The organism is Paraburkholderia sp. WS6 (assembly GCF_030464835.1).
Classification (GTDB): domain Bacteria; phylum Pseudomonadota; class Gammaproteobacteria; order Burkholderiales; family Burkholderiaceae; genus Paraburkholderia; species Paraburkholderia madseniana.
This window is the reverse complement of record NZ_JALQCK010000039.1, coordinates 60429-77048: the sequence shown is the minus strand read 5'-3', so window position 1 is coordinate 77048 and position 16620 is coordinate 60429. Positions and strand designations below refer to the sequence as shown.

16 protein-coding genes and 3 pseudogenes are annotated in these 16620 nt (G+C 57.0%); 14 read left to right on the top strand and 5 right to left on the bottom strand.

Going from position 1 to position 16620, the window contains the following annotated elements; all coding sequences use genetic code 11:
• Positions 1–122: 122 nt before the first annotated feature.
• Together M0D64_RS34205 and M0D64_RS34200 are read right to left on the bottom strand one after the other, a co-directional pair.
• A complete protein-coding gene (locus M0D64_RS34205) occupies positions 123–956 on the bottom strand; it encodes a class II aldolase/adducin family protein (RefSeq protein ID WP_266261057.1) in 834 nt (277 codons plus the stop codon).
• A complete protein-coding gene (locus M0D64_RS34200) occupies positions 949–2055 on the bottom strand; it encodes a TauD/TfdA family dioxygenase (RefSeq protein WP_266261056.1) in 1107 nt (368 codons plus the stop codon). Before M0D64_RS34200 ends, M0D64_RS34205 begins: the two co-directional genes overlap by 8 nt.
• A gap of 459 nt (positions 2056–2514) precedes the next feature.
• Between M0D64_RS34200 and M0D64_RS34195 the strand changes: the two genes are divergently transcribed.
• The 12 genes and pseudogenes from M0D64_RS34195 to M0D64_RS34140 all read left to right on the top strand — a co-directional run bounded on the left by M0D64_RS34195 (position 2515) and on the right by M0D64_RS34140 (position 13951).
• Entirely contained in the window at positions 2515–4044 is a 1530-nt protein-coding gene (locus M0D64_RS34195; RefSeq protein ID WP_266261055.1) for an AMP-binding protein, read from the top strand.
• A 152-nt stretch (positions 4045–4196) separates the two neighbouring features.
• Positions 4197–4652 (top strand): annotated as a pseudogene (locus M0D64_RS34190) (MaoC family dehydratase).
• Positions 4653–4744: 92 nt separating this feature from the next.
• Positions 4745–6277 (top strand): AMP-binding protein, encoded by a 1533-nt coding sequence (locus M0D64_RS34185; protein ID WP_266261054.1) that lies wholly within the window; start codon positions 4745–4747, stop codon positions 6275–6277.
• A 418-nt stretch (positions 6278–6695) separates the two neighbouring features.
• The gene (locus tag M0D64_RS34180) at positions 6696–6899 is read left to right on the top strand and encodes a cold-shock protein (RefSeq protein WP_266261053.1); all 204 of its coding nucleotides are present in this window, start codon (positions 6696–6698) and stop codon (positions 6897–6899) included.
• Between the two features lie 192 nt (positions 6900–7091).
• Positions 7092–7246 (top strand): annotated as a pseudogene (locus tag M0D64_RS34175) (integrase core domain-containing protein); the annotation flags it as partial.
• 32 nt (positions 7247–7278) lie between these two features.
• Complete coding sequence (locus M0D64_RS34170; RefSeq protein ID WP_266261080.1) at positions 7279–7875, top strand: enoyl-CoA hydratase/isomerase family protein; 597 nt, start codon at positions 7279–7281, stop codon at positions 7873–7875.
• Positions 7876–8349: 474 nt separating this feature from the next.
• Positions 8350–9879 carry an AMP-binding protein gene (locus tag M0D64_RS34165; RefSeq protein WP_266261052.1) on the top strand — a complete coding sequence of 510 codons (1530 nt, stop codon included), beginning with the start codon at positions 8350–8352 and terminating at the stop codon, positions 9877–9879.
• Between the two features lie 84 nt (positions 9880–9963).
• Positions 9964–10851, top strand: a complete 888-nt coding sequence (locus M0D64_RS34160; RefSeq protein ID WP_266261051.1) for a haloalkane dehalogenase — start codon at positions 9964–9966, stop codon at positions 10849–10851.
• Positions 10852–10946: 95 nt separating this feature from the next.
• Positions 10947–11650 (top strand): annotated as a pseudogene (locus M0D64_RS34155) (IS6 family transposase).
• A gap of 179 nt (positions 11651–11829) precedes the next feature.
• A complete protein-coding gene (locus tag M0D64_RS34150; RefSeq protein WP_266261050.1) occupies positions 11830–13014 on the top strand; it encodes an acetyl-CoA C-acyltransferase family protein in 1185 nt (394 codons plus the stop codon).
• A 356-nt stretch (positions 13015–13370) separates the two neighbouring features.
• Complete coding sequence (locus M0D64_RS34145; RefSeq protein ID WP_266261049.1) at positions 13371–13655, top strand: CopG family ribbon-helix-helix protein; 285 nt, start codon at positions 13371–13373, stop codon at positions 13653–13655.
• Entirely contained in the window at positions 13643–13951 is a 309-nt protein-coding gene (locus M0D64_RS34140; protein WP_266261048.1) for a type II toxin-antitoxin system RelE/ParE family toxin, read from the top strand. Before M0D64_RS34145 ends, M0D64_RS34140 begins: the two co-directional genes overlap by 13 nt.
• 186 nt (positions 13952–14137) lie before the next feature.
• Here M0D64_RS34140 and M0D64_RS34135 read toward each other — a convergent pair whose 3' ends face one another.
• The 3 genes from M0D64_RS34135 to M0D64_RS34125 form a co-directional block, all read right to left on the bottom strand.
• The gene (locus M0D64_RS34135; RefSeq protein ID WP_266261047.1) at positions 14138–14407 is read right to left on the bottom strand and encodes a DUF1488 family protein; all 270 of its coding nucleotides are present in this window, start codon (positions 14405–14407) and stop codon (positions 14138–14140) included.
• A 348-nt stretch (positions 14408–14755) separates the two neighbouring features.
• The gene (locus M0D64_RS34130; RefSeq protein ID WP_266261046.1) at positions 14756–15097 is read right to left on the bottom strand and encodes a type II toxin-antitoxin system RelE/ParE family toxin; all 342 of its coding nucleotides are present in this window, start codon (positions 15095–15097) and stop codon (positions 14756–14758) included.
• Positions 15097–15381: a type II toxin-antitoxin system Phd/YefM family antitoxin gene (locus M0D64_RS34125; RefSeq protein WP_211607566.1), complete on the bottom strand. Its 285-nt coding sequence runs from the start codon at positions 15379–15381 to the stop codon at positions 15097–15099. Before M0D64_RS34125 ends, M0D64_RS34130 begins: the two co-directional genes overlap by 1 nt.
• Positions 15382–15779: 398 nt before the next feature.
• Between M0D64_RS34125 and M0D64_RS34120 the strand changes: the two genes are divergently transcribed.
• Both M0D64_RS34120 and M0D64_RS34115 read left to right on the top strand, forming a co-directional pair.
• On the top strand, positions 15780–16046 hold the full coding sequence (locus tag M0D64_RS34120) for a BrnT family toxin (RefSeq protein ID WP_266261045.1): 267 nt from the start codon (positions 15780–15782) through the stop codon (positions 16044–16046).
• Positions 16030–16329 carry a BrnA antitoxin family protein gene (locus tag M0D64_RS34115; RefSeq protein ID WP_266261044.1) on the top strand — a complete coding sequence of 100 codons (300 nt, stop codon included), beginning with the start codon at positions 16030–16032 and terminating at the stop codon, positions 16327–16329. The genes M0D64_RS34120 and M0D64_RS34115 overlap by 17 nt, the downstream gene beginning before the upstream one ends.
• Positions 16330–16620: the final 291 nt, after the last annotated feature.

Here is a 16620-nt window from a genome sequence, read left to right as displayed (position 1 = left end):
AATCTGCAAAATATTCGCAGTCCAATCAATCTATGGCCTTCAGCCGAACCGGGCACCCTCAGCGGTGAAGGCGCTCAACGGGACGCTCCCGCCTCTTACACGGGTATGGCGCCACCAGTTGCCTAGATGTTGTAACCCGGCATTCTGCGGTCTAGCATGCGCAGCAGCGCCGGCCACGCCAGTTGCCCATAGCGGCTCAGCGTTGTTGGGCTCCTCCCCATCGCTTCAGTGCTGGCTCGCGCCGCGGCCGAGACTTCATGCAACGGTCGGCCCATGCTCAAGGTCCGTACCTGCGCGGAGCAGGCGCGCTGCAGCATGTACATGCGTACGAAGGCCTCGCTGATACTCGCGCCTACCGCCAGCGTACCGTGATTGCGCAGCAGCATCAGATGTTTGTCGCCTAGGTCGCGTTGCAATCGCTCGCGTTCGTCCAGATAAAGGGCCGGCCCCTCATAGTCGTGTTGCGCGAGGTCTCCGGTCGTGAGCATGGCGGTCTGATTCAGCGGCAGCAAACCCTCGGAAAGAGCTGACACCGCCATGCTGTCCGCAGTGTGCAGATGAATGACGCAGTTGGCGTCATCACGCACCTGATGGATCGCGCTATGGATCACGAACCCGGCCTTGTTGACGTTGTAGGGCGACTCGCCGATTACGTTACCCTCAAGGTCGATCTTGATCAGACTGGTAGCGGTAATCTCATCGAAGGTCATGCCGAAAGAGTTGATGAGGAAGGCATGCTCGTGCCCGGGCAACCGTGCCGAAATATGCGTTCCTATCAGGTCGCTCCAGCCGAACAGTTCGACCAGTCTGTAGCAGGCGGCCAGATCGACACGTACCTGCCACTCCTGACCGGCCGGATCGTTGGCTGCCGCGTCAGTCGCCTGAGTTTGATTTAGTGGACCAGGTCCTGGCCAATCCAGGACCGTCCTGTCGTCTACCGCATGCGCGTTAGTCATTGCTCCCGGATCCCAGAAATTGAATCAACGTATCGCGCTTACCTTCAAAAGGGGTGCGGCCGTGTGTGCACAGAATGTTGTCCAGGATGAAGATCTCGCCTGCCTCCCAAGGCTCGTCCACCCGAATTTCGTCTTCGATCTGGCGCAGAAGTTTGACATCCTCGGCAGGAATCGTGCCGCCATCGCCGAACAGAACTGCGTTGGGGTAGCGTCCACCGTTGCGTTCATCCTCGGGTGTCAGCGTGTACCACTGCCGGGCGCTTGTGGGTAACGCGGTCAGATTACTGATCTGGTTGAACCAGTGACTGGTACCAAGTACCGGATGGGTGACGAAACCGGATTTGCGGATTTCGGTCTGCAGGCTTCCATCATCCAACCATTGCCATTCCAGTCCCCCGGCTTCGCATGCAGCTTCGACATCGGCCTTGTCTTCGGTGAAGAACGCTTCTTGCCAGGGGCGATGTATGTTGAGTAACTGGCCACTCCAGCCTTCCGTCGGTACCCGTCCGTCGCGGAAATTACGGCGATAAAGAACGCCGCGCTTGCGCACCTCGTCAAGGATCCGCTGCGGAATTTTCGCCTCGAAGCGACGAATATCTCCAATTGTGGTTGCTCCGCCAGAACTCGCGACTATGTTGGAGTAAAACGCGAGCTTCAACGGCCATTGGCGTTGGTAGCACATTTCATGGTGTAGGGGAATGAAGCGGTCTTTTTCCGTGCGTGTCGATTCCATCACCCTGCCTGCAATCTCTGCGCGTGGTCCACCGCCGCCCTTGTATCCCATCGCGGCGACGGGATAGTGCGACATCACATGGCCGAACTGCTCTGGACCCTTGACGGGGAATCCACGGAGGCGCACAGCGCCGAACCGGAGCAGCAATTTGTCGATTGCCTCCTCATGGTCGACCAGCCACGCCTTAAAGGCCGCAATATCCGTCTTGAGGCGCCTGGATACGGGCGTGATGAACAATGGAATGCCCTGCGGATGCAGGTGCACCGCCACCTCTTCGCCCAAAGCGGCGTTGGTGCCAGAGACGGGACTGGAGGAACGGATGTCCAATGTTTCGACGGCGGACTGACTGACGGTTGTGTCGCTCATTAAAGTCTCCTGATCTTCAGATGGGAACCTGGACGTATTGCGCGATTGAGTGTGTCGTGTGGTTCATGTAGCCCACTGTATTTCCTGGTTCTGCAGCTCGCTGTATCAGCGGATACGAAACTGACGATTAAATAAAAAAATTCCCGATCCACGCAGTTAGACGATGTTCTCCGGCTACCGATAACGTTGATTGTTCATGTGTGATCTCTTCAAAATTTCTACCGCGCGGGAAAACCCCTGCATCGCGCCGTATCCGCTGATACAGAGTTTCGGCACAGCCTTGTCAAACTAGGCGGCATTGGGGCGTGTTGCACGGCGAACGCGTGTGCCTGTGACGGGGCCCGCGGTGATGTGGTTTGCGCCGCGCATTCGCGAGCTCTTCTGCATTTCGGCTGCGAAGCACAGAGGAAGAGCAAAACCATCGAGGATCCCGTTGGCACGAATCATTTCGGAGTGTTTATGTATAAACCACTGGTCATCAACGACTTTCTGGACCGCGCGCTCGCTGCTTATCCCGACCGCATCGCGATAGTCGATGAAGAGGTTCAGCCTGCCCGGTCATGGGGTGAGCTGACTTACGCGGAACTTGGCCGTAAGGCTCGTGCGCAGGCTGCAACCCTGGACGAGATGGGCGTTCCTGTAGGTGCTCGTGTTGCTATCGTCTCCCAGAACTCGGCGCGACTCATATGTGCCTTCTTCGGCGTATCAGGGTGGGGACGCGTGCTGGTACAGGTCAATTTCCGTCTTGCTCCCGCCGAGATCCGTTACATCGTCGCCCACGCCGGTGCGGAGGTCCTTTTGCTCGATCCCGAATTCCGGCACCTTGCTGAGCTGGTCCCGTGCCAGAGAACATTTGTTTTGGGCGACGACGATGACCAGATCTGGAGCAGCACAGCGGATCCAGTGCCGTGGGTCGAAGACGAGACGGCCACCGCCGCCATCAACTACACCTCGGGAACCACAGGGCTGCCGAAAGGCGCGCAATTTTCGCACCGGCACCTGTGGTTAAACGCGACAGTGTTCGGCTGGCAGTCGTCTGTCTCGGATCGGGATGTTTACCTGCATACAGTTCAAGCATTCCACGGAAGCGGGTGGGGACACGTCTACGCCGCTACTGCGATGGGGGCCAAACATATAATCTTAAGGAAAATGGACGGAACCGAGGTCCTTAGGCGTATCCAGCTGCATGGTGTGACGTATCTATGCGCGGCACCTGCGGTGGTATCTGCAATCCTCGATGGCGCAAAGAGCTGGAATGGCCCGATTCCCGGATACGGTCGCCTGCGTATCATTTGTGGGGGCGCGCCGCCGCCGACCCGAACCATCCAGCGCGTGCGCGACGAACTTGGCTGGGAGGTTATGCAGTTGTATGGCCTGACCGAAACCAACCCCTTTGTGACGATGTGTCGTATGCGTGCAGAGTGGGATGGTCTGGATTCTTTCGAACAGGCTCGATTACTTGGACGCGCAGGCGTACCGTCTCTGGGGGTGCAACTGAGGATCGGTTCCGACGGGGAAGTGCTTGTACGCTCGAGTCGAGTTCTCGAATCGTACTGGAACGATCCGGAAGCGACGGCCAAGGCACATGACGGCGACTGGTTTCGAACAGGCGACGGTGGTTTCATTTCAGACGGCTACCTCACGATTAGCGATCGGATCAAAGATGTCATCGTTTCGGGTGGTGAGAATGTCGCATCCGTCGAGGTCGAGAATGCGGTGGCATCGCATCCTGCCGTGCGCGATGTCGCGGTCATCGGCATTCCGGACGAAAAATGGGGCGAAATGGTAACTGCGCTCGTCGTCGTTGAGGCTGGCCAGCACGTAACTGAAGCAGAGCTTATTGCACATTGTCGCTTGCACCTGGCTGGCTACAAATGCCCTAAACGCATTGAATTTCGCAATGATCTTCCGCGAACTGCCAGTGGGAAATTGCAGAAATTTCTATTGCGCAAGCCTTACTGGGAGGGCCGTTCTCGTCAGGTGAACTGACACGTTCGCACGACACTTAAGTTCTGAAAGATGCGGACCAGTCTCTTGGATTCATATCTCGTGATGTGGAGGCGGAGGTCCATGGAAAGTCGAGGACACAACGATGTTGTGCTATTGCTCAAACAACAAGCGAAGCGCTGGAGGAGTTAACGATGGAGCGGGCCAGCAACGTCACGAGAGTCTCCGATGCCAATTCTCTTCGCGCACTGGTTGGCGCAGCCGCTCAAGTGTGATTGGCTCGAAATCGCCAGGCGCGCGTCAACGGGTTTGCATAGACGACAGGAGACCATCAATGGATCCATGTCGATCCCGAACGAGCTTTGCGCGAATCCCCGTTCGGCGGCCCCATAGCACATGGATTTCTGACGTTGTCGCTGATTGTGGCGCTGCTCGGCCGGACGATCGAGTCGCGGCAACGGGCGATCGTCAACTACGGATTCAGTCGTGTGCGTTTCATCGCGCCGGTGCGTGTACGTGCACGCTTTCAGGTGATGAACGTGATCGATGTCGAAGGCGAAGGTGTGCAAGTGGTTTGGGACGTGACGCTCGAGATTGAAGGTCACAAACCGGCAGGTGTCGTCGAATTCATTACCCGAAATTATTTTTAACGTCGTACGAGCAGGTCCGCTTGCCGCTCGCGTGGGCCCGACGAAGGCAACCGAAAAAAGACGCGAGCAGCACTACAAACGGAGGAGACGTAATGGAGCACGGGATTTTTTCGGTGGACTGGATCGCTAATCACGCGAAGGTGTCGCCGGCGAGTATCGCTTGTGAGGATGTGAGCTCGGGGCGCGTTCTTACGTACGCGCAATTCGATGATCGGATTGCGCGTTTGACTCGCACATTCGTAACGGTGTTTAAGGCGCTACAGGACGATCGCGTGCTCGTCCTTTCGCGCAACGATACCGACGTCCTTGAAATACAATTCGCGTGCATGCGGACAGGAACGATCTTTGTGCCGTTGAACTGGCGACTGTCAATAACTGAGTTACAGGCGATCGTGGCTGACGCCGAACCGGTAGCTCTTTTTTACGGGTCTGAGTTTCGAAACGTGGCTGAGCAATTAGCCTCGACCGGTCCGATCGAGCACTCGATTGAAATGACGGCTGGGGCGAGTAGTGAATACGAGTCGTTATTAAATGCGGAGCCGATGCGGGAAAACTACGTCCGCAAGGAGGAGGACCTTTGGGCGTTGATCTACACGTCGGGAACAACCGGTCGTCCGAAGGGCGTGCAGTTCACCTACGGTATGCAGCTGGCCAATGCGATTGCAATGGGCTCGGCGTTCCGCTTGGGCACGGACAGTCGCAATCTGGTCATGCTGCCCCAGTTTCACGCCGGCGGATTGCTGACCCTCGCAAATCCCGTGTTCTTTTTCGGGGGCGCCAACGTCGTCGTTCGTGAGTTTGAAGGGAGCCTGGTCCTGAGACTCTTGACGGACCAACAGACACGTATAACACACACGACGGGCGTTCCGACCGTTCTCGAGATGCTCCTCAAGGAGCCCGGGTTCGAACGGCTTCACTCAACTTCGCTGCAGGGATTCGCTTTCGCTGGAGCTCCCTGCGCCGTCTCCACGATTGAGCGATATGTCGAGATGGGAGTGCCGGTACGGCAGTGTTGGGGCATGACAGAAGTGGGGCCGTTCCCGGTCGTTTCGCCGCTCGCGATGCCAGCTCAAAAGTATCGTTCGTCCGGTCTTCAAAACAGTCTGGTTGAAATAGTGATCGCGGGTCAGGATGGTGAGCCTGTGTCCAATGGCCAGCTTGGCGAAATACTTGTGCGTGGACCAACCGTTACTCCGGGATATTGGAGGAGGCCTGAAGCGACCCGCGAATCATTTACTTCGGCTGGGTGGTTTCGAACTGGCGACGTGGCTTATCGAGACGATGAAGGCTACTTCTACATTGTCGATCGCCGGAAGGATATGTTTATCTCAGGTGGCGAGAACGTCTACCCGGCTGAAGTGGAGCGCGTTCTTGGCCTTCTGCCCGATGTAGCCGAATGCGCGGTCGTGGGGGTGCCTCACGTGAAATGGGGCGAAGTCGGTCGCGCTTTTATCGTTCGGCGGCAAGCAAGCACCATCGGACTGCAAGACGTTCGCGCCCACTGTGAAATGCACCTGGGCCGATACAAGATCCCAAACGAATTCGTGTTTGTGGACGCGCTTCCACGGAATCCCATTGGGAAAGTGACCAAGGCGACGCTGCGAGATATCGTGAAGGTATCGTAAGATCCTTCGTCAACTGAAAGACGGGAAAAGACATGGGCCAGGTAGCATATGTTCGACATGACCGGGTTGGAACGATCGTAATGAATCGAGGGCCGGTCAACGGTATCGACATCAGCTTCGTGCGCGACTTTGACGCGGCCGTCGGGTCGCCGAAAGGGACACAGATTGCTTCGTTGTAGTTGTCCGCAGCAGCTTGCCTGGACTGTGCGAGGACCACATCAACGAGGAGAGCGTTTCAAGCACAAGAAGAAAGCGAAGCCTGTAGCCGCCGAGTAACGTTCGCAAGTTTTTCGCCTCGAAGGCTGCGGTCAAATTTGACGGGACGCCGACAAAAAGTGCGTCCCCAAGATGGTGCTTTTTCCAGTCGGACTTACAGACCTGCGAGCGCCAGCCTGCGGATTGGACAATTGGAAAACTTATGGTAACCGGCACTGTTAAGTGGTACGACGAAAGGAGAGGATATGGGTTCATCGAGCCAGACGATGGAGGCGAATGTTTACGTGTACGTCGTTCAGAAGCGCAAGGCAATTTGTTTGAGGCTCTGCGAGATGACAAGCGAGTAGCGTTCGAGGTCGAGAAAGGGCCAGAGGGTAACCGAGCAATTTCCGTTGAGATTCGATGAGCGAGTAACTGCGCCAGTCCGTTGCCGATGTGGGCTGTCTAGTCGTCGGTCCGCCGAGACGGAGCTCTCGGCCGAGGCCCATTGCGATCGGTCGAGATGGGCCTATCACAGACGAAAGGAGCTGTATGAGTCGAGAGGCTCACGTACATTTCTGGGAGGGCCTAGCGGTGCGACCCCGCCGGGCAATTCAACTATTTGAAGGCTTATGAGTCCGTCGGCCAGGCAAGAAATTGATCGCTAACTACCTGGCGTGGTACAGCCAGCGAAGGCCTCATTCAAGTCTGTCGGACCATATCCCGGACGAAGCTTACTTCGCGATGCTGCCCGCGACTAAAACGGCAGCGTGACCACCCAGCGTTCCACTTAAAAATCGAAAAGACTGTCCGAACGAACGGGGCCACCTCTATTCTTTTCCGGCGGCGGAGACGTTAAGTGGTTCCGAAAGGACACGCCACAAGAGAACATGGCGATAATTACACTTCTGCACGAAACGCTCAGCAAACTGACGCATAGCGAGAAGATCTCCATTGCGGAGATCGGCGGTCGTGCCCTCGGTGACGGATATGAGATCGCGTTGGCTTGTGATTTGCGTTTCGCGTCCACAGGCAAATATCGGATTGACCTGCCGGAAGTCAAACCCGGACTACTCCCAGCAGCCGGTGATACCCAACGTCTCGCTTCTCTGATCGGTCCCGCCGGAGCGCTGGAGTTCCTGATTGCCGGGACCTCGGTCGCAGCCGAAGAGGCGCTCCGACTCGGATTGGTGACCCGGTTATTCAGTGACGAGGAACTCACCGGGCAGACGCTCGCCTTTGCAAAGCGAATGGCTTTAGCGGCGACGCGGGCAATAGGCCAAATCAAGCGGTCTATCTATGACGGGTTTTGTTCACATCTGCCGGCCGAGCGGCGAAATGCCGCCCTGCTGTTTGCTTCGGAGGACCTTACAGAGCGCCTCACGGCGTTCATCGAACGATGAAATATTCCCCGACGCAATAACCTATGACGTGGCCTTATGGCACTGCCGTGCACATGGCATGTTTGGTGTTTCTGGCTGCTTGGCACCGCGCACTGTGCTGTCGAGAGCCATTCGCGCAAATCCCGCAACATCGAGGATGCTGGGGTGGCGACATGTTCCGGCTGGGTCTCCAGGGCTCAGCATTTCCCGTCTACCGCTGACGGTGATCATTCGCGTGCAATCTCTTCAGGAATTTGGCCGCGCGGGAAAACCCCTGCATCGCGTCGTATCCGTTGATACAGAGTTTTAGCTCAGACTTGTCAAACTAGTCAGCAGTGAGACGCGTTGCCCGGCGAACGTTGTGCCTGTGACAGGGCCCACGTTGATTTCGTTCGCACCGCGCATTCGGGGACTCTTCTGCATTTCGGCTCTAAAGCACAGAAGGGAAACAAAACCGTCGAGGAACCCGCTGGCAGGAATCATTTCGGAGTGTCTATGTACAAACCACTGGTCATCAACGATTTTCTGGACTGCGCGCTCGCTGCGTACCCCGACCGCATTGCGATAGTCGACGAAGAGGTTCAGCCCGCCCGGTCATGGGGTGAGCTGACTTACGCGGAACTTGGTCGTAAGGCTCGCGCGCAGGCTGCGACCCTGGACGAGATGGGCGTTCCTGTCGGTGCTCGTGTTGCTATCGTCTCTCAGAACTCGGCGCGGCTCATATGTGCCTTCTTTGGCGTGTCAGGGTGGGGGCGTGTGCTGGTGCCAGTGAATTTCCGCCTTGCTCCCGCCGAGATCTGTCACATCATGGCCCACTCGGGCGCGGAGGTCCTTTTACTTGATCCCGAGTTTCGACACCTTACGGAGCTTGTCCCGTGCCAAAGAACATTTGTGCTTGGCGACGACGACGATCAGATCTGGGGCAGCACGGCGGATCCAGTGCCGTGGATCGAAGATGAGACAGCCACCGCCGTCATCAACTACACCTCGGGAACCACAGGGCTACCGAAAGGCGTGCAACTGTCGCACCGGCACCTGTGGCTAAACGCGACAGTGTTTGGTTGGCAGACATCTGTCTCCGATCGGGATGTCTACCTGCATACAGTTCAAGCATTCCACGGAAGCGGGTGGGGGCACATCTACGCCGCTACTGCGATGGGGGTCAAGCATATAGTCTTAAGGAAGATGGACGGAACCGAGGTCCTTAAGCGTGTCCAGGCGCATGGCGTGACGTACCTATGTGCCGCGCCTGCCGTGGTGAACGCGGTCCTCGATGGCGCAAAGACATGGAATGGCCCGATTCCAGGATACGGTCGACTGCGCATCATTTGTGGTGGTGCGCCGCCGCCGACCCGAACCATCCAGCGCGTGCGCGATGAGCTTGGTTGGGACTTCATACAAATGTATGGCCTAACTGAGACTGGTCCCCTCCTTACGCTGAATCGTATGCGTGCAGAGTGGGATGATCTGGATTCTTTCGAGCAGGCCCGGTTGCTTGGACGCGCAGGCGTACCGGTTCTGGGTGTGCAACTGAGGATGGGGGCCGACGGAGAAGTGCTTGCGCGCTCGAGTCGAATTCTCGATTCGTACTGGAATGATCCGGAAGCGACGGCCAAGGCACATGACGGCGACTGGTTTAGAACAGGCGACGGTGGCTTCATTTCAGACCACTACCTCACGGTTAGCGATCGGATCAAAGATGTCATCGTTTCGGGTGGTGAGAATGTCGCTTCCGTCGAGGTCGAGAATGCGATGGTGTCGCATCCTGCCGTTCGAGACGTCGCTGTCATCGGTATTCCGGACGAAAAATGGGGCGAACTGGTAACTGCACTCGTTGTCATTGAGGCTGGCCAGCACGTGACCGACGCAGAGCTCATCGCACATTGTCGCCAGCATCTGGCTGGCTACAAGTGCCCTAAACGTGTTGAATTTCGCAATGAACTTCCGCGAAATGCTACTGGCAAGTTGCAGAAATATCTATTGCGTAAGCCGTATTGGGAAAGCCTCTCTCGCCAGGTAAATTGAGAGCGGTAGCATGACACTTGAAGTCTGGCCGGCTGTCAAATCGGGTGGACTCACATCTCGGGCTTTCTGACGGAGCGCTGTTGAATGGCGGAAACGATTGTGCCACTCGTGGAGCGGAAGTTTTGTGACATTGCTGGGCGCAGATTGGCGTATTTGGAGGCCGGATCAGGTCCTCCTATCGTTCTGTTGCACGGAAATCCGACCTCTAGTTATCTGTGGCGGAATATCATTCCGCGTATAGCGAGCAAGGGCAGAGTCATCGCACCCGATCTGATAGGTCACGGTGATTCGGACAAACTTCCGGCCTCGGAGGGGGCTGCACGGTACAGCTTCGAGCGTGCATTCTCGTATTTGGATGCGATGCTGTCGGAACTAGACGCGGACACGCGGGTGACGCTGGTACTTCACGACTGGGGCAGCGCACTAGGTTTTCACTGGGCACGCTTGCATCCGGACAGGGTGAGAGGGCTCGTCTATATGGAGAGCATTGTCGCACCATGGGCCTCTTGGGATGACTGGCCGGAAAAGGCCCGAGAAATCTTTCAGGGATTTCGTTCGCCGAATGGCGAGGAACTGATTCTGCGACGTAACCTCTTTATCGAGCGTGTCCTTCCCGGGTCCGTGTTGCGTGAATTGAGTATCGAAGAACTGTGGCACTACTACGCGCCTTTCGTGATCGAAGCCGACCGTCAAACCATGCTGAACTGGCCCCGGTTGCTCCCTATCGCCGGTGAGCCCTCTCACATGGTTGCAGTTGTCCAGTTGTACGCGGATTGGTTGCGGCAATCCCAAGTACCGAAGCTATTCATCAACGCAGAGCCAGGTTCAATTCTTGTGGGTGCTCAACGTGAGTTTTGTCGCAGTTGGCCCAACCAGACCGAGGTCACTGTCAAAGGGTTGCATTTCATACAGGAAGATTCACCCGATGAAATTGGCCGCGCCGTGGCCGGCTGGCTTTCCGCTCTCGAATAGGACGATTCAATTGGTGGGTCGGCAAAGAGGGCCCTGGTGCAAATTGTGTTGGAGACTCGGTTAAAGTGTCAAGCTGACCGATTGGAGACCCGACGATGAGCAAGCTCGAGAGTATGGAGGATCTGTTCGCGGGGCGTCACTTTGAGCGCGATGTGATCATTCTTTGCGTGCGATGGTACCTGCGCTATAAGCCCAGCCTGCGCGACTTGGTGGAGATGGTGACCGAGCGGGGCTTGTCGCTGGCTTACACGACGATTCTGCGTTGGGTGAAGCGTTATACGCCGGAGTTCGTCAAACGTTGGAACCGTTTGGGCACACCTACGGGACGTCGTGGCGTGTCGACGAGACCTACCTGAAGATTCGCGGCGAGTGGGTCTACCTTTATCGAGCGGTGGATCGGGCAGGGCAGACCGCGGGCTTCTTGCTCAGCGCCAGGCATGACGTGGCCGCGGCCAAAGCCTTTTTCAGGAAGGCAATCAAACATCAAGGCCAGCCGCGGGAAACGATCACGCTCGACGCCTATGCAGCCTCGCACCGCGCCGTGGGCGAGATGAAGGCCGACGGCTTGCTGCCGGAGGATACGAAGGTCCGAACCTCGAAGTATTTGAATAATCTCATCGAGCGGGATTATCGTAACGTCAAGTCCAGAACGAACGTCATGCTTGGCTTCAAACGCTTCAGGAGCGCCAGATCACTCTGGCAGGCATTGAGTTGATGCATCGCATTCTCAATCGTGAAGCTAAGCCTCAAAGATACCGCTGCGGCCGCTATGTGGAATGCCGTCCTGTCGGCTCGATAAGATATCCTTAGCTATACGAAACACCTCGATCGGATCCCCTATTTGCACCGGAGCCTTCGAGCGCGGGGCCGATTCATTGACCCATTGAGTGGCAGGGGTGTCCGGAGCAATCCCGGAGGCGTAACATCTTGATAAGTCCACGGGTCAATTTTCACCATTCAATCGCAAGGAGAGTAATCGTGAGCAAGCGTGATGTAGTGGTTCTGGGTGCAGCCCGGTCGGCGATCGGAACTTTCGGAGGATCCCTCGCCGACATTGAACCGGCAGAACTGGCCGGCACTGTGATGAAGGAGGCAGTCACGCGCTCCGGCGTTGATCCGACGGCGATCAATTACGTGACCGTTGGCAACACGATTCCCACCGAGAGCCGCTTCGCTTACGTGGCGCGCGTAGCGGCCATCCAGGCCGGGCTACCTATGGATTCGGTGGCGATGTCAGTGAATCGCCTATGTTCGTCCGGCCTGCAGGCCATCGTGACGACAGCGCAGAACATCCTGCTCGGTGATTGCGACTACGGCGTCGGCGGAGGGGTAGAGGTGATGAGTCGCGGCGGCTACCTGTCCACCGCAATGCGCAGCGGCGCACGCATGGGCGACACCAAACTGATCGACACCATGGTCGCCACATTGACTGACCCCTTCGGTGTGGGCCACATGGGGGTCACCGCCGAGAACCTGGTTACGAAATGGGATATCACGCGCGAGCAGCAGGATGCGTTGGCGGTGGAGTCGCACCGCCGAGCAGCGCTGGCGATCGCCGAAGGGCGCTTCAAATCGCAGATCGTCCCCATCGTCAGGCAGACGAGGAAGGGCGAGGTGATCTTCGACACCGACGAGCACGTAAAGCCTGGCACGACGATGGAGACGCTGGCCAAGATGAAGCCCGCGTTTAAGAAGGACGGATCGGTGACCGCGGGGAACGCCTCGGGCATCAATGATGGCGCGGCCTTTTTCGTGCTCGCCGACGCGGCTGTGGCTGCGGCGGCGGGCCACAAGCCGATCGCCCGCCTGGTGTCCTACGCGGTGGCTGGCGTGCCCAACGAGATCATGGGTGAAGGCCCGATCCCCGCCACGAAGTTGGCGCTCAAGAAATGCGGCCTTACGCTCGAGCGGATGGACGTGATCGAGAGCAATGAAGCGTTCGCGGCGCAGGCCATCGCTGTGGCGCGCGCTCTCGAACTCGACATGGAGAAGACCAACCCCAATGGCGGTGCGATCGCGCTGGGTCATCCGATCGGCTGCTCAGGCGCTTTCCTCGCCACCAAGGCAATCTACGAACTGCAGCGCATCGGCGGACGCTACGCGCTCGTGACGATGTGCATTGGCGGCGGCCAAGGGATCGCCGCGGTGTTCGAGCGCCTGTGAGGCTCAAGACCAGATTAAGGTCAATTAGGTATTGCGGCGACGCAAAGTGGTAAACGCATGGACGATCGTCCGGCACGTGCAACTTCAGCTCGCCGCCTGTCGATGCTTCACATCGCGCCAGGCGAGGGTCGACGGCACAAGCGCCTCAAAGGTCGTTGAGGACCTCGCCGTCCCGTGAGCGCCTGTCGGGGTGGTCCGCTCCAGTGGGTTTTGCCGCTCTATCGTTTTTAATTTGACATAACATAATTTGCCCCCAATTATTTAATGTTTCAGTCGCTGGGATTGCGGCCACCTATACACACCTAACCATGAAAAGAGTACGATGTAGCACAGTTGTGACACATTTGGAGATTCCTATGTCCACTACCACTCTCCGGTTGCCGCCGGACCTACGCGAGCGGGTTTCGAAGCTTGCCGAAGAATCGGGCACAACGGCGCACAGCTTCATGTTAGAGGCAATTATTGAGCGAGTCGCCAGTGAAGAGCTGCGGCACGAGTTTCTCAAGGAGGGAAACGACCGTCTGGCAAACATGCTGGAGAATGGCCGCGGAGTTGAGTGGGCTGATATGCGCGACTATTTGAGCGAAAAAGCTGCAGGGCGAGACCCGGGAATACCGAAGGTCAAGCGATGGCGCGAATAGTTCTGGCACCTGAAGTCCGCGAAGATTTCGACCGGATTTTTGACTTTCTTTTTGAATACGCGCCGGAGAGCGCCGCAAAACGCATTGATGATATCGTTCGTGCGCTAGACATCCTCCAGTCAAGTCCGCAGATTGGACGACCTGTTAGAGGCGCCAGCGCAATGCGTGAACTGGTCATCTCAAATGGAGCGCATGGCTATCTTGCGTTGTATCGCTTCATAGCCGAGTTGGACGTTGTACTGGTGGCTGCCATCCGCAGCCAGAGGGAGTTGAGGTATCAGCGCACCGGCCGCTGATGGACGGGGGGAAATCCCGCGTCAGCTGCCATGCCTTCGTTGAACGGCGCGTTTTCGCCAGTGGCGATAGCGCGGTAGGAAGTGGTATTTGACATAATCCTAATTATCAACAAAAGCACGGGCGTGCTTTTTACTTTGTTTGTCAGATGCACATCGACACGACGGTCACCGTCAGCCGACGGTCGGTTACCGGAACACGAAGTCGTTGACGGTCAGCCGCAGCGGTTGGTCGGGTCGCGCAAGTAACTTTCTTTGGGCGACCGCGACGATGCGGTTGCGACCGTTTTCAAACGTTCTGAGTGTGCGCGTCGCGTCGGCGCTACGCGGTAGCCAGAAATGCTCTTCGAGTGCGTCACGCGCAATTGCGCCTTTGACCTCGCGGCCGCGGATCGACAGCATGAAAACCACGGCGCGTCCGTCCGGCGAGACGGCGGGCGCGCGATCAAGAACTTCCATGACGTACCTCGACAATGTCATTCGCGGTCTTTGTATTTGTCCTGCGCCGCTCAGCGATAAATCATTCAGAAGTTGAAAGCAGCGCGATCGTCAATGACGCAACGGTTCAGCCTCACCAGGTGTCCGTTATCGATAATCGCCAGGCGACATACGGGCTCGTTATTTTTGAGGCGCCCGTTGTGTTGTAGACGGGTTTGGGTTCTGTGGTGTACGTAATCGGGATAGACGGTTAGTTGCGTATTGGAAGTCAACATTCCTCGTTATGGTGAGCTTTTTCGGGAGCAAGCGTGTGCCACCATCTGGCGAGTGGTCCGGCACTACAGCGTGAAAACACCAATAAGGCTGAATTTACCAGCGGGAACGCAAGAGTCGTTTCTGGAGAAGCGTTCGTAGATCACGGCGCGTATCGGTGACGACGTGAATGTAAATCGTGTCGTCGCGCACCTCATATATAACCCGGTTCTGGCCGCTCAATGCTTCCCGGAAATTCAGACCGCCGAAATCTGCAAGCTCAGCCGGGACATAACCGCTCTGCGGGAACTGCCGGATATTGCCAAACGTGACAGCCAAATCCGCGGACGTCTGCTTCCACGTTTCGGCACCGAAGCTTTTGAGGATGTAGCGACGCAAATCCTTCGCATCCTCCTGCGCCTCGTCGAGAACCAGGAGCTTGGACTTCGTCTGCCCCATCAGCGGATTTGCTCCTTCCGATCAAGGTCGTCGAGTTCGGTGAGAAACTCGTCGGCATCCTTGAATTTCCCCTGTTCGATGTCCTTCTGGCCCAAGGCCAGAATTTTGAGCAGCGCCAGCGTTTGCTGGGTGTCCTCATAGCTTTGCACGTCCTGAACGACGAGCTTTGCTTCGCCATTCTGCGTGATAAGCAGTGGCTCGCCAGAAGCCGTCAAATCCTTGACGATCTGCGCTGCGTCGCTTTTCAGGTAGCTGATTGGCTTTACGTGGTCTGCCAGGCGCATGTCTGATCCTCCGTTTGCCGCCTCATTTAGACCGAATATAGACTAAATTCAGTTTTATGCAAAGTCCTGAATCAGGCTGGGCCGCTCGTGATCTGTCATCGGGGCTCGATTTGCCCTTCAACAAAATACGCTGCAGTTCGACACCATTCATTGGTCGCCATGAATGCGCCGCCCTCTCCTGCATCGCCCGCCTCGCAGGCCACGGGCGATGCAGCGCGCTGGTCCGACCTACGTGTTCAAGTGGCGAATTACAGACAAGCGGGTCGCAACCGACAGCTGGGAACTTGAACTAAAGCGTTCACGAAAAATGAATTATGTTATGTCATCGTAAGTGGCATATTTTGTGTAGATGCGGAAAGTACTTGCGTCCATGACTTTTTGCATCTACAATAAGTAGCATGGAAGTTACATTCGATCCCGCCAAAGACGCCAGCAATGTCCGCAAGCACGGCGTGTCTCTCGTCCTTGCGAGCGAGATCGACTGGTCCGACGTGATAGCACGGCCCGACAACCGCAGAGACTATTTCGAGCTGCGCGAGATCGGCTACGCCGTGATCCAGGATCGCCTGTACTGCGTTGTGTTCACGCAGCGTGGCGAGACCATGCACATTATCAGCCTGCGTAAGGCAAACCGCAGAGAGGTCCGTGATGTTCAAGAATCGTAAGCTCATCCCGCCGACGCCTGATGAAGACGCGGCAATCAATCGCGGCATCGCCGCCGACCCTGACACGTACGAACTGAGCGCGCGTGAGATTGCCGAATTGAAGCCACTTGGTGCGACGCGACGCATGGGTCGTCCCCCGAAGGAAAACCCGAAAGAACAGGTTAGTGTTCGCTACGACGCTGACGTGCTCGAAGCGTTCCGCGCGACTGGCGACGGCTGGCAGACCCGCATGAACGACGCCCTGCGAACCTACCTGAAAGAGCATCCGCTCAAAGCCGCGTGAACTGGACTAACGAGCTCCCAACCGCGCTAGGGGGCTGTGATGCAAATGGCGCAGGCGAGCGAGAAGACCGGCGGTCTTAACCAGCTGAAAAACCCACCTCTCCGGCACAATCGATCATCTGGACGGGTTCGAGCCGCACGTTATTGAAGTCAGCGCCGTACGCTTCGCGACCTCTGCACTGAAACATTAGGTGCGAAGCAGCCTTTCCTGCACGTCCTTCGCAAACCGACTGGCCGCTCCAAGCTCGCTCCACCGGAGCCATAGGGTAGTCAATCCCGCAGGTTGCCGATC

What these genes read in the sequence shown, in the direction of transcription:
- M0D64_RS34205 (WP_266261057.1), bottom strand. Translation starts at nt 956, where the DNA reads ATGACTAACGCGCATGCGGTAGACGACAGGACGGTCCTGGATTGGCCA.
- M0D64_RS34200 (WP_266261056.1), bottom strand. Translation starts at nt 2,055, where the DNA reads ATGAGCGACACAACCGTCAGTCAGTCCGCCGTCGAAACATTGGACATC.
- M0D64_RS34195 (WP_266261055.1), top strand. Translation starts at nt 2,515, where the DNA reads ATGTATAAACCACTGGTCATCAACGACTTTCTGGACCGCGCGCTCGCT.
- M0D64_RS34185 (WP_266261054.1), top strand. Translation starts at nt 4,745, where the DNA reads ATGGAGCACGGGATTTTTTCGGTGGACTGGATCGCTAATCACGCGAAG.
- M0D64_RS34180 (WP_266261053.1), top strand. Translation starts at nt 6,696, where the DNA reads ATGGTAACCGGCACTGTTAAGTGGTACGACGAAAGGAGAGGATATGGG.
- M0D64_RS34165 (WP_266261052.1), top strand. Translation starts at nt 8,350, where the DNA reads ATGTACAAACCACTGGTCATCAACGATTTTCTGGACTGCGCGCTCGCT.
- M0D64_RS34160 (WP_266261051.1), top strand. Translation starts at nt 9,964, where the DNA reads ATGGCGGAAACGATTGTGCCACTCGTGGAGCGGAAGTTTTGTGACATT.
- M0D64_RS34145 (WP_266261049.1), top strand. Translation starts at nt 13,371, where the DNA reads ATGTCCACTACCACTCTCCGGTTGCCGCCGGACCTACGCGAGCGGGTT.
- M0D64_RS34140 (WP_266261048.1), top strand. Translation starts at nt 13,643, where the DNA reads ATGGCGCGAATAGTTCTGGCACCTGAAGTCCGCGAAGATTTCGACCGG.
- M0D64_RS34135 (WP_266261047.1), bottom strand. Translation starts at nt 14,407, where the DNA reads ATGGAAGTTCTTGATCGCGCGCCCGCCGTCTCGCCGGACGGACGCGCC.
- M0D64_RS34130 (WP_266261046.1), bottom strand. Translation starts at nt 15,097, where the DNA reads ATGGGGCAGACGAAGTCCAAGCTCCTGGTTCTCGACGAGGCGCAGGAG.
- M0D64_RS34125 (WP_211607566.1), bottom strand. Translation starts at nt 15,381, where the DNA reads ATGCGCCTGGCAGACCACGTAAAGCCAATCAGCTACCTGAAAAGCGAC.
- M0D64_RS34120 (WP_266261045.1), top strand. Translation starts at nt 15,780, where the DNA reads ATGGAAGTTACATTCGATCCCGCCAAAGACGCCAGCAATGTCCGCAAG.
- M0D64_RS34115 (WP_266261044.1), top strand. Translation starts at nt 16,030, where the DNA reads ATGTTCAAGAATCGTAAGCTCATCCCGCCGACGCCTGATGAAGACGCG.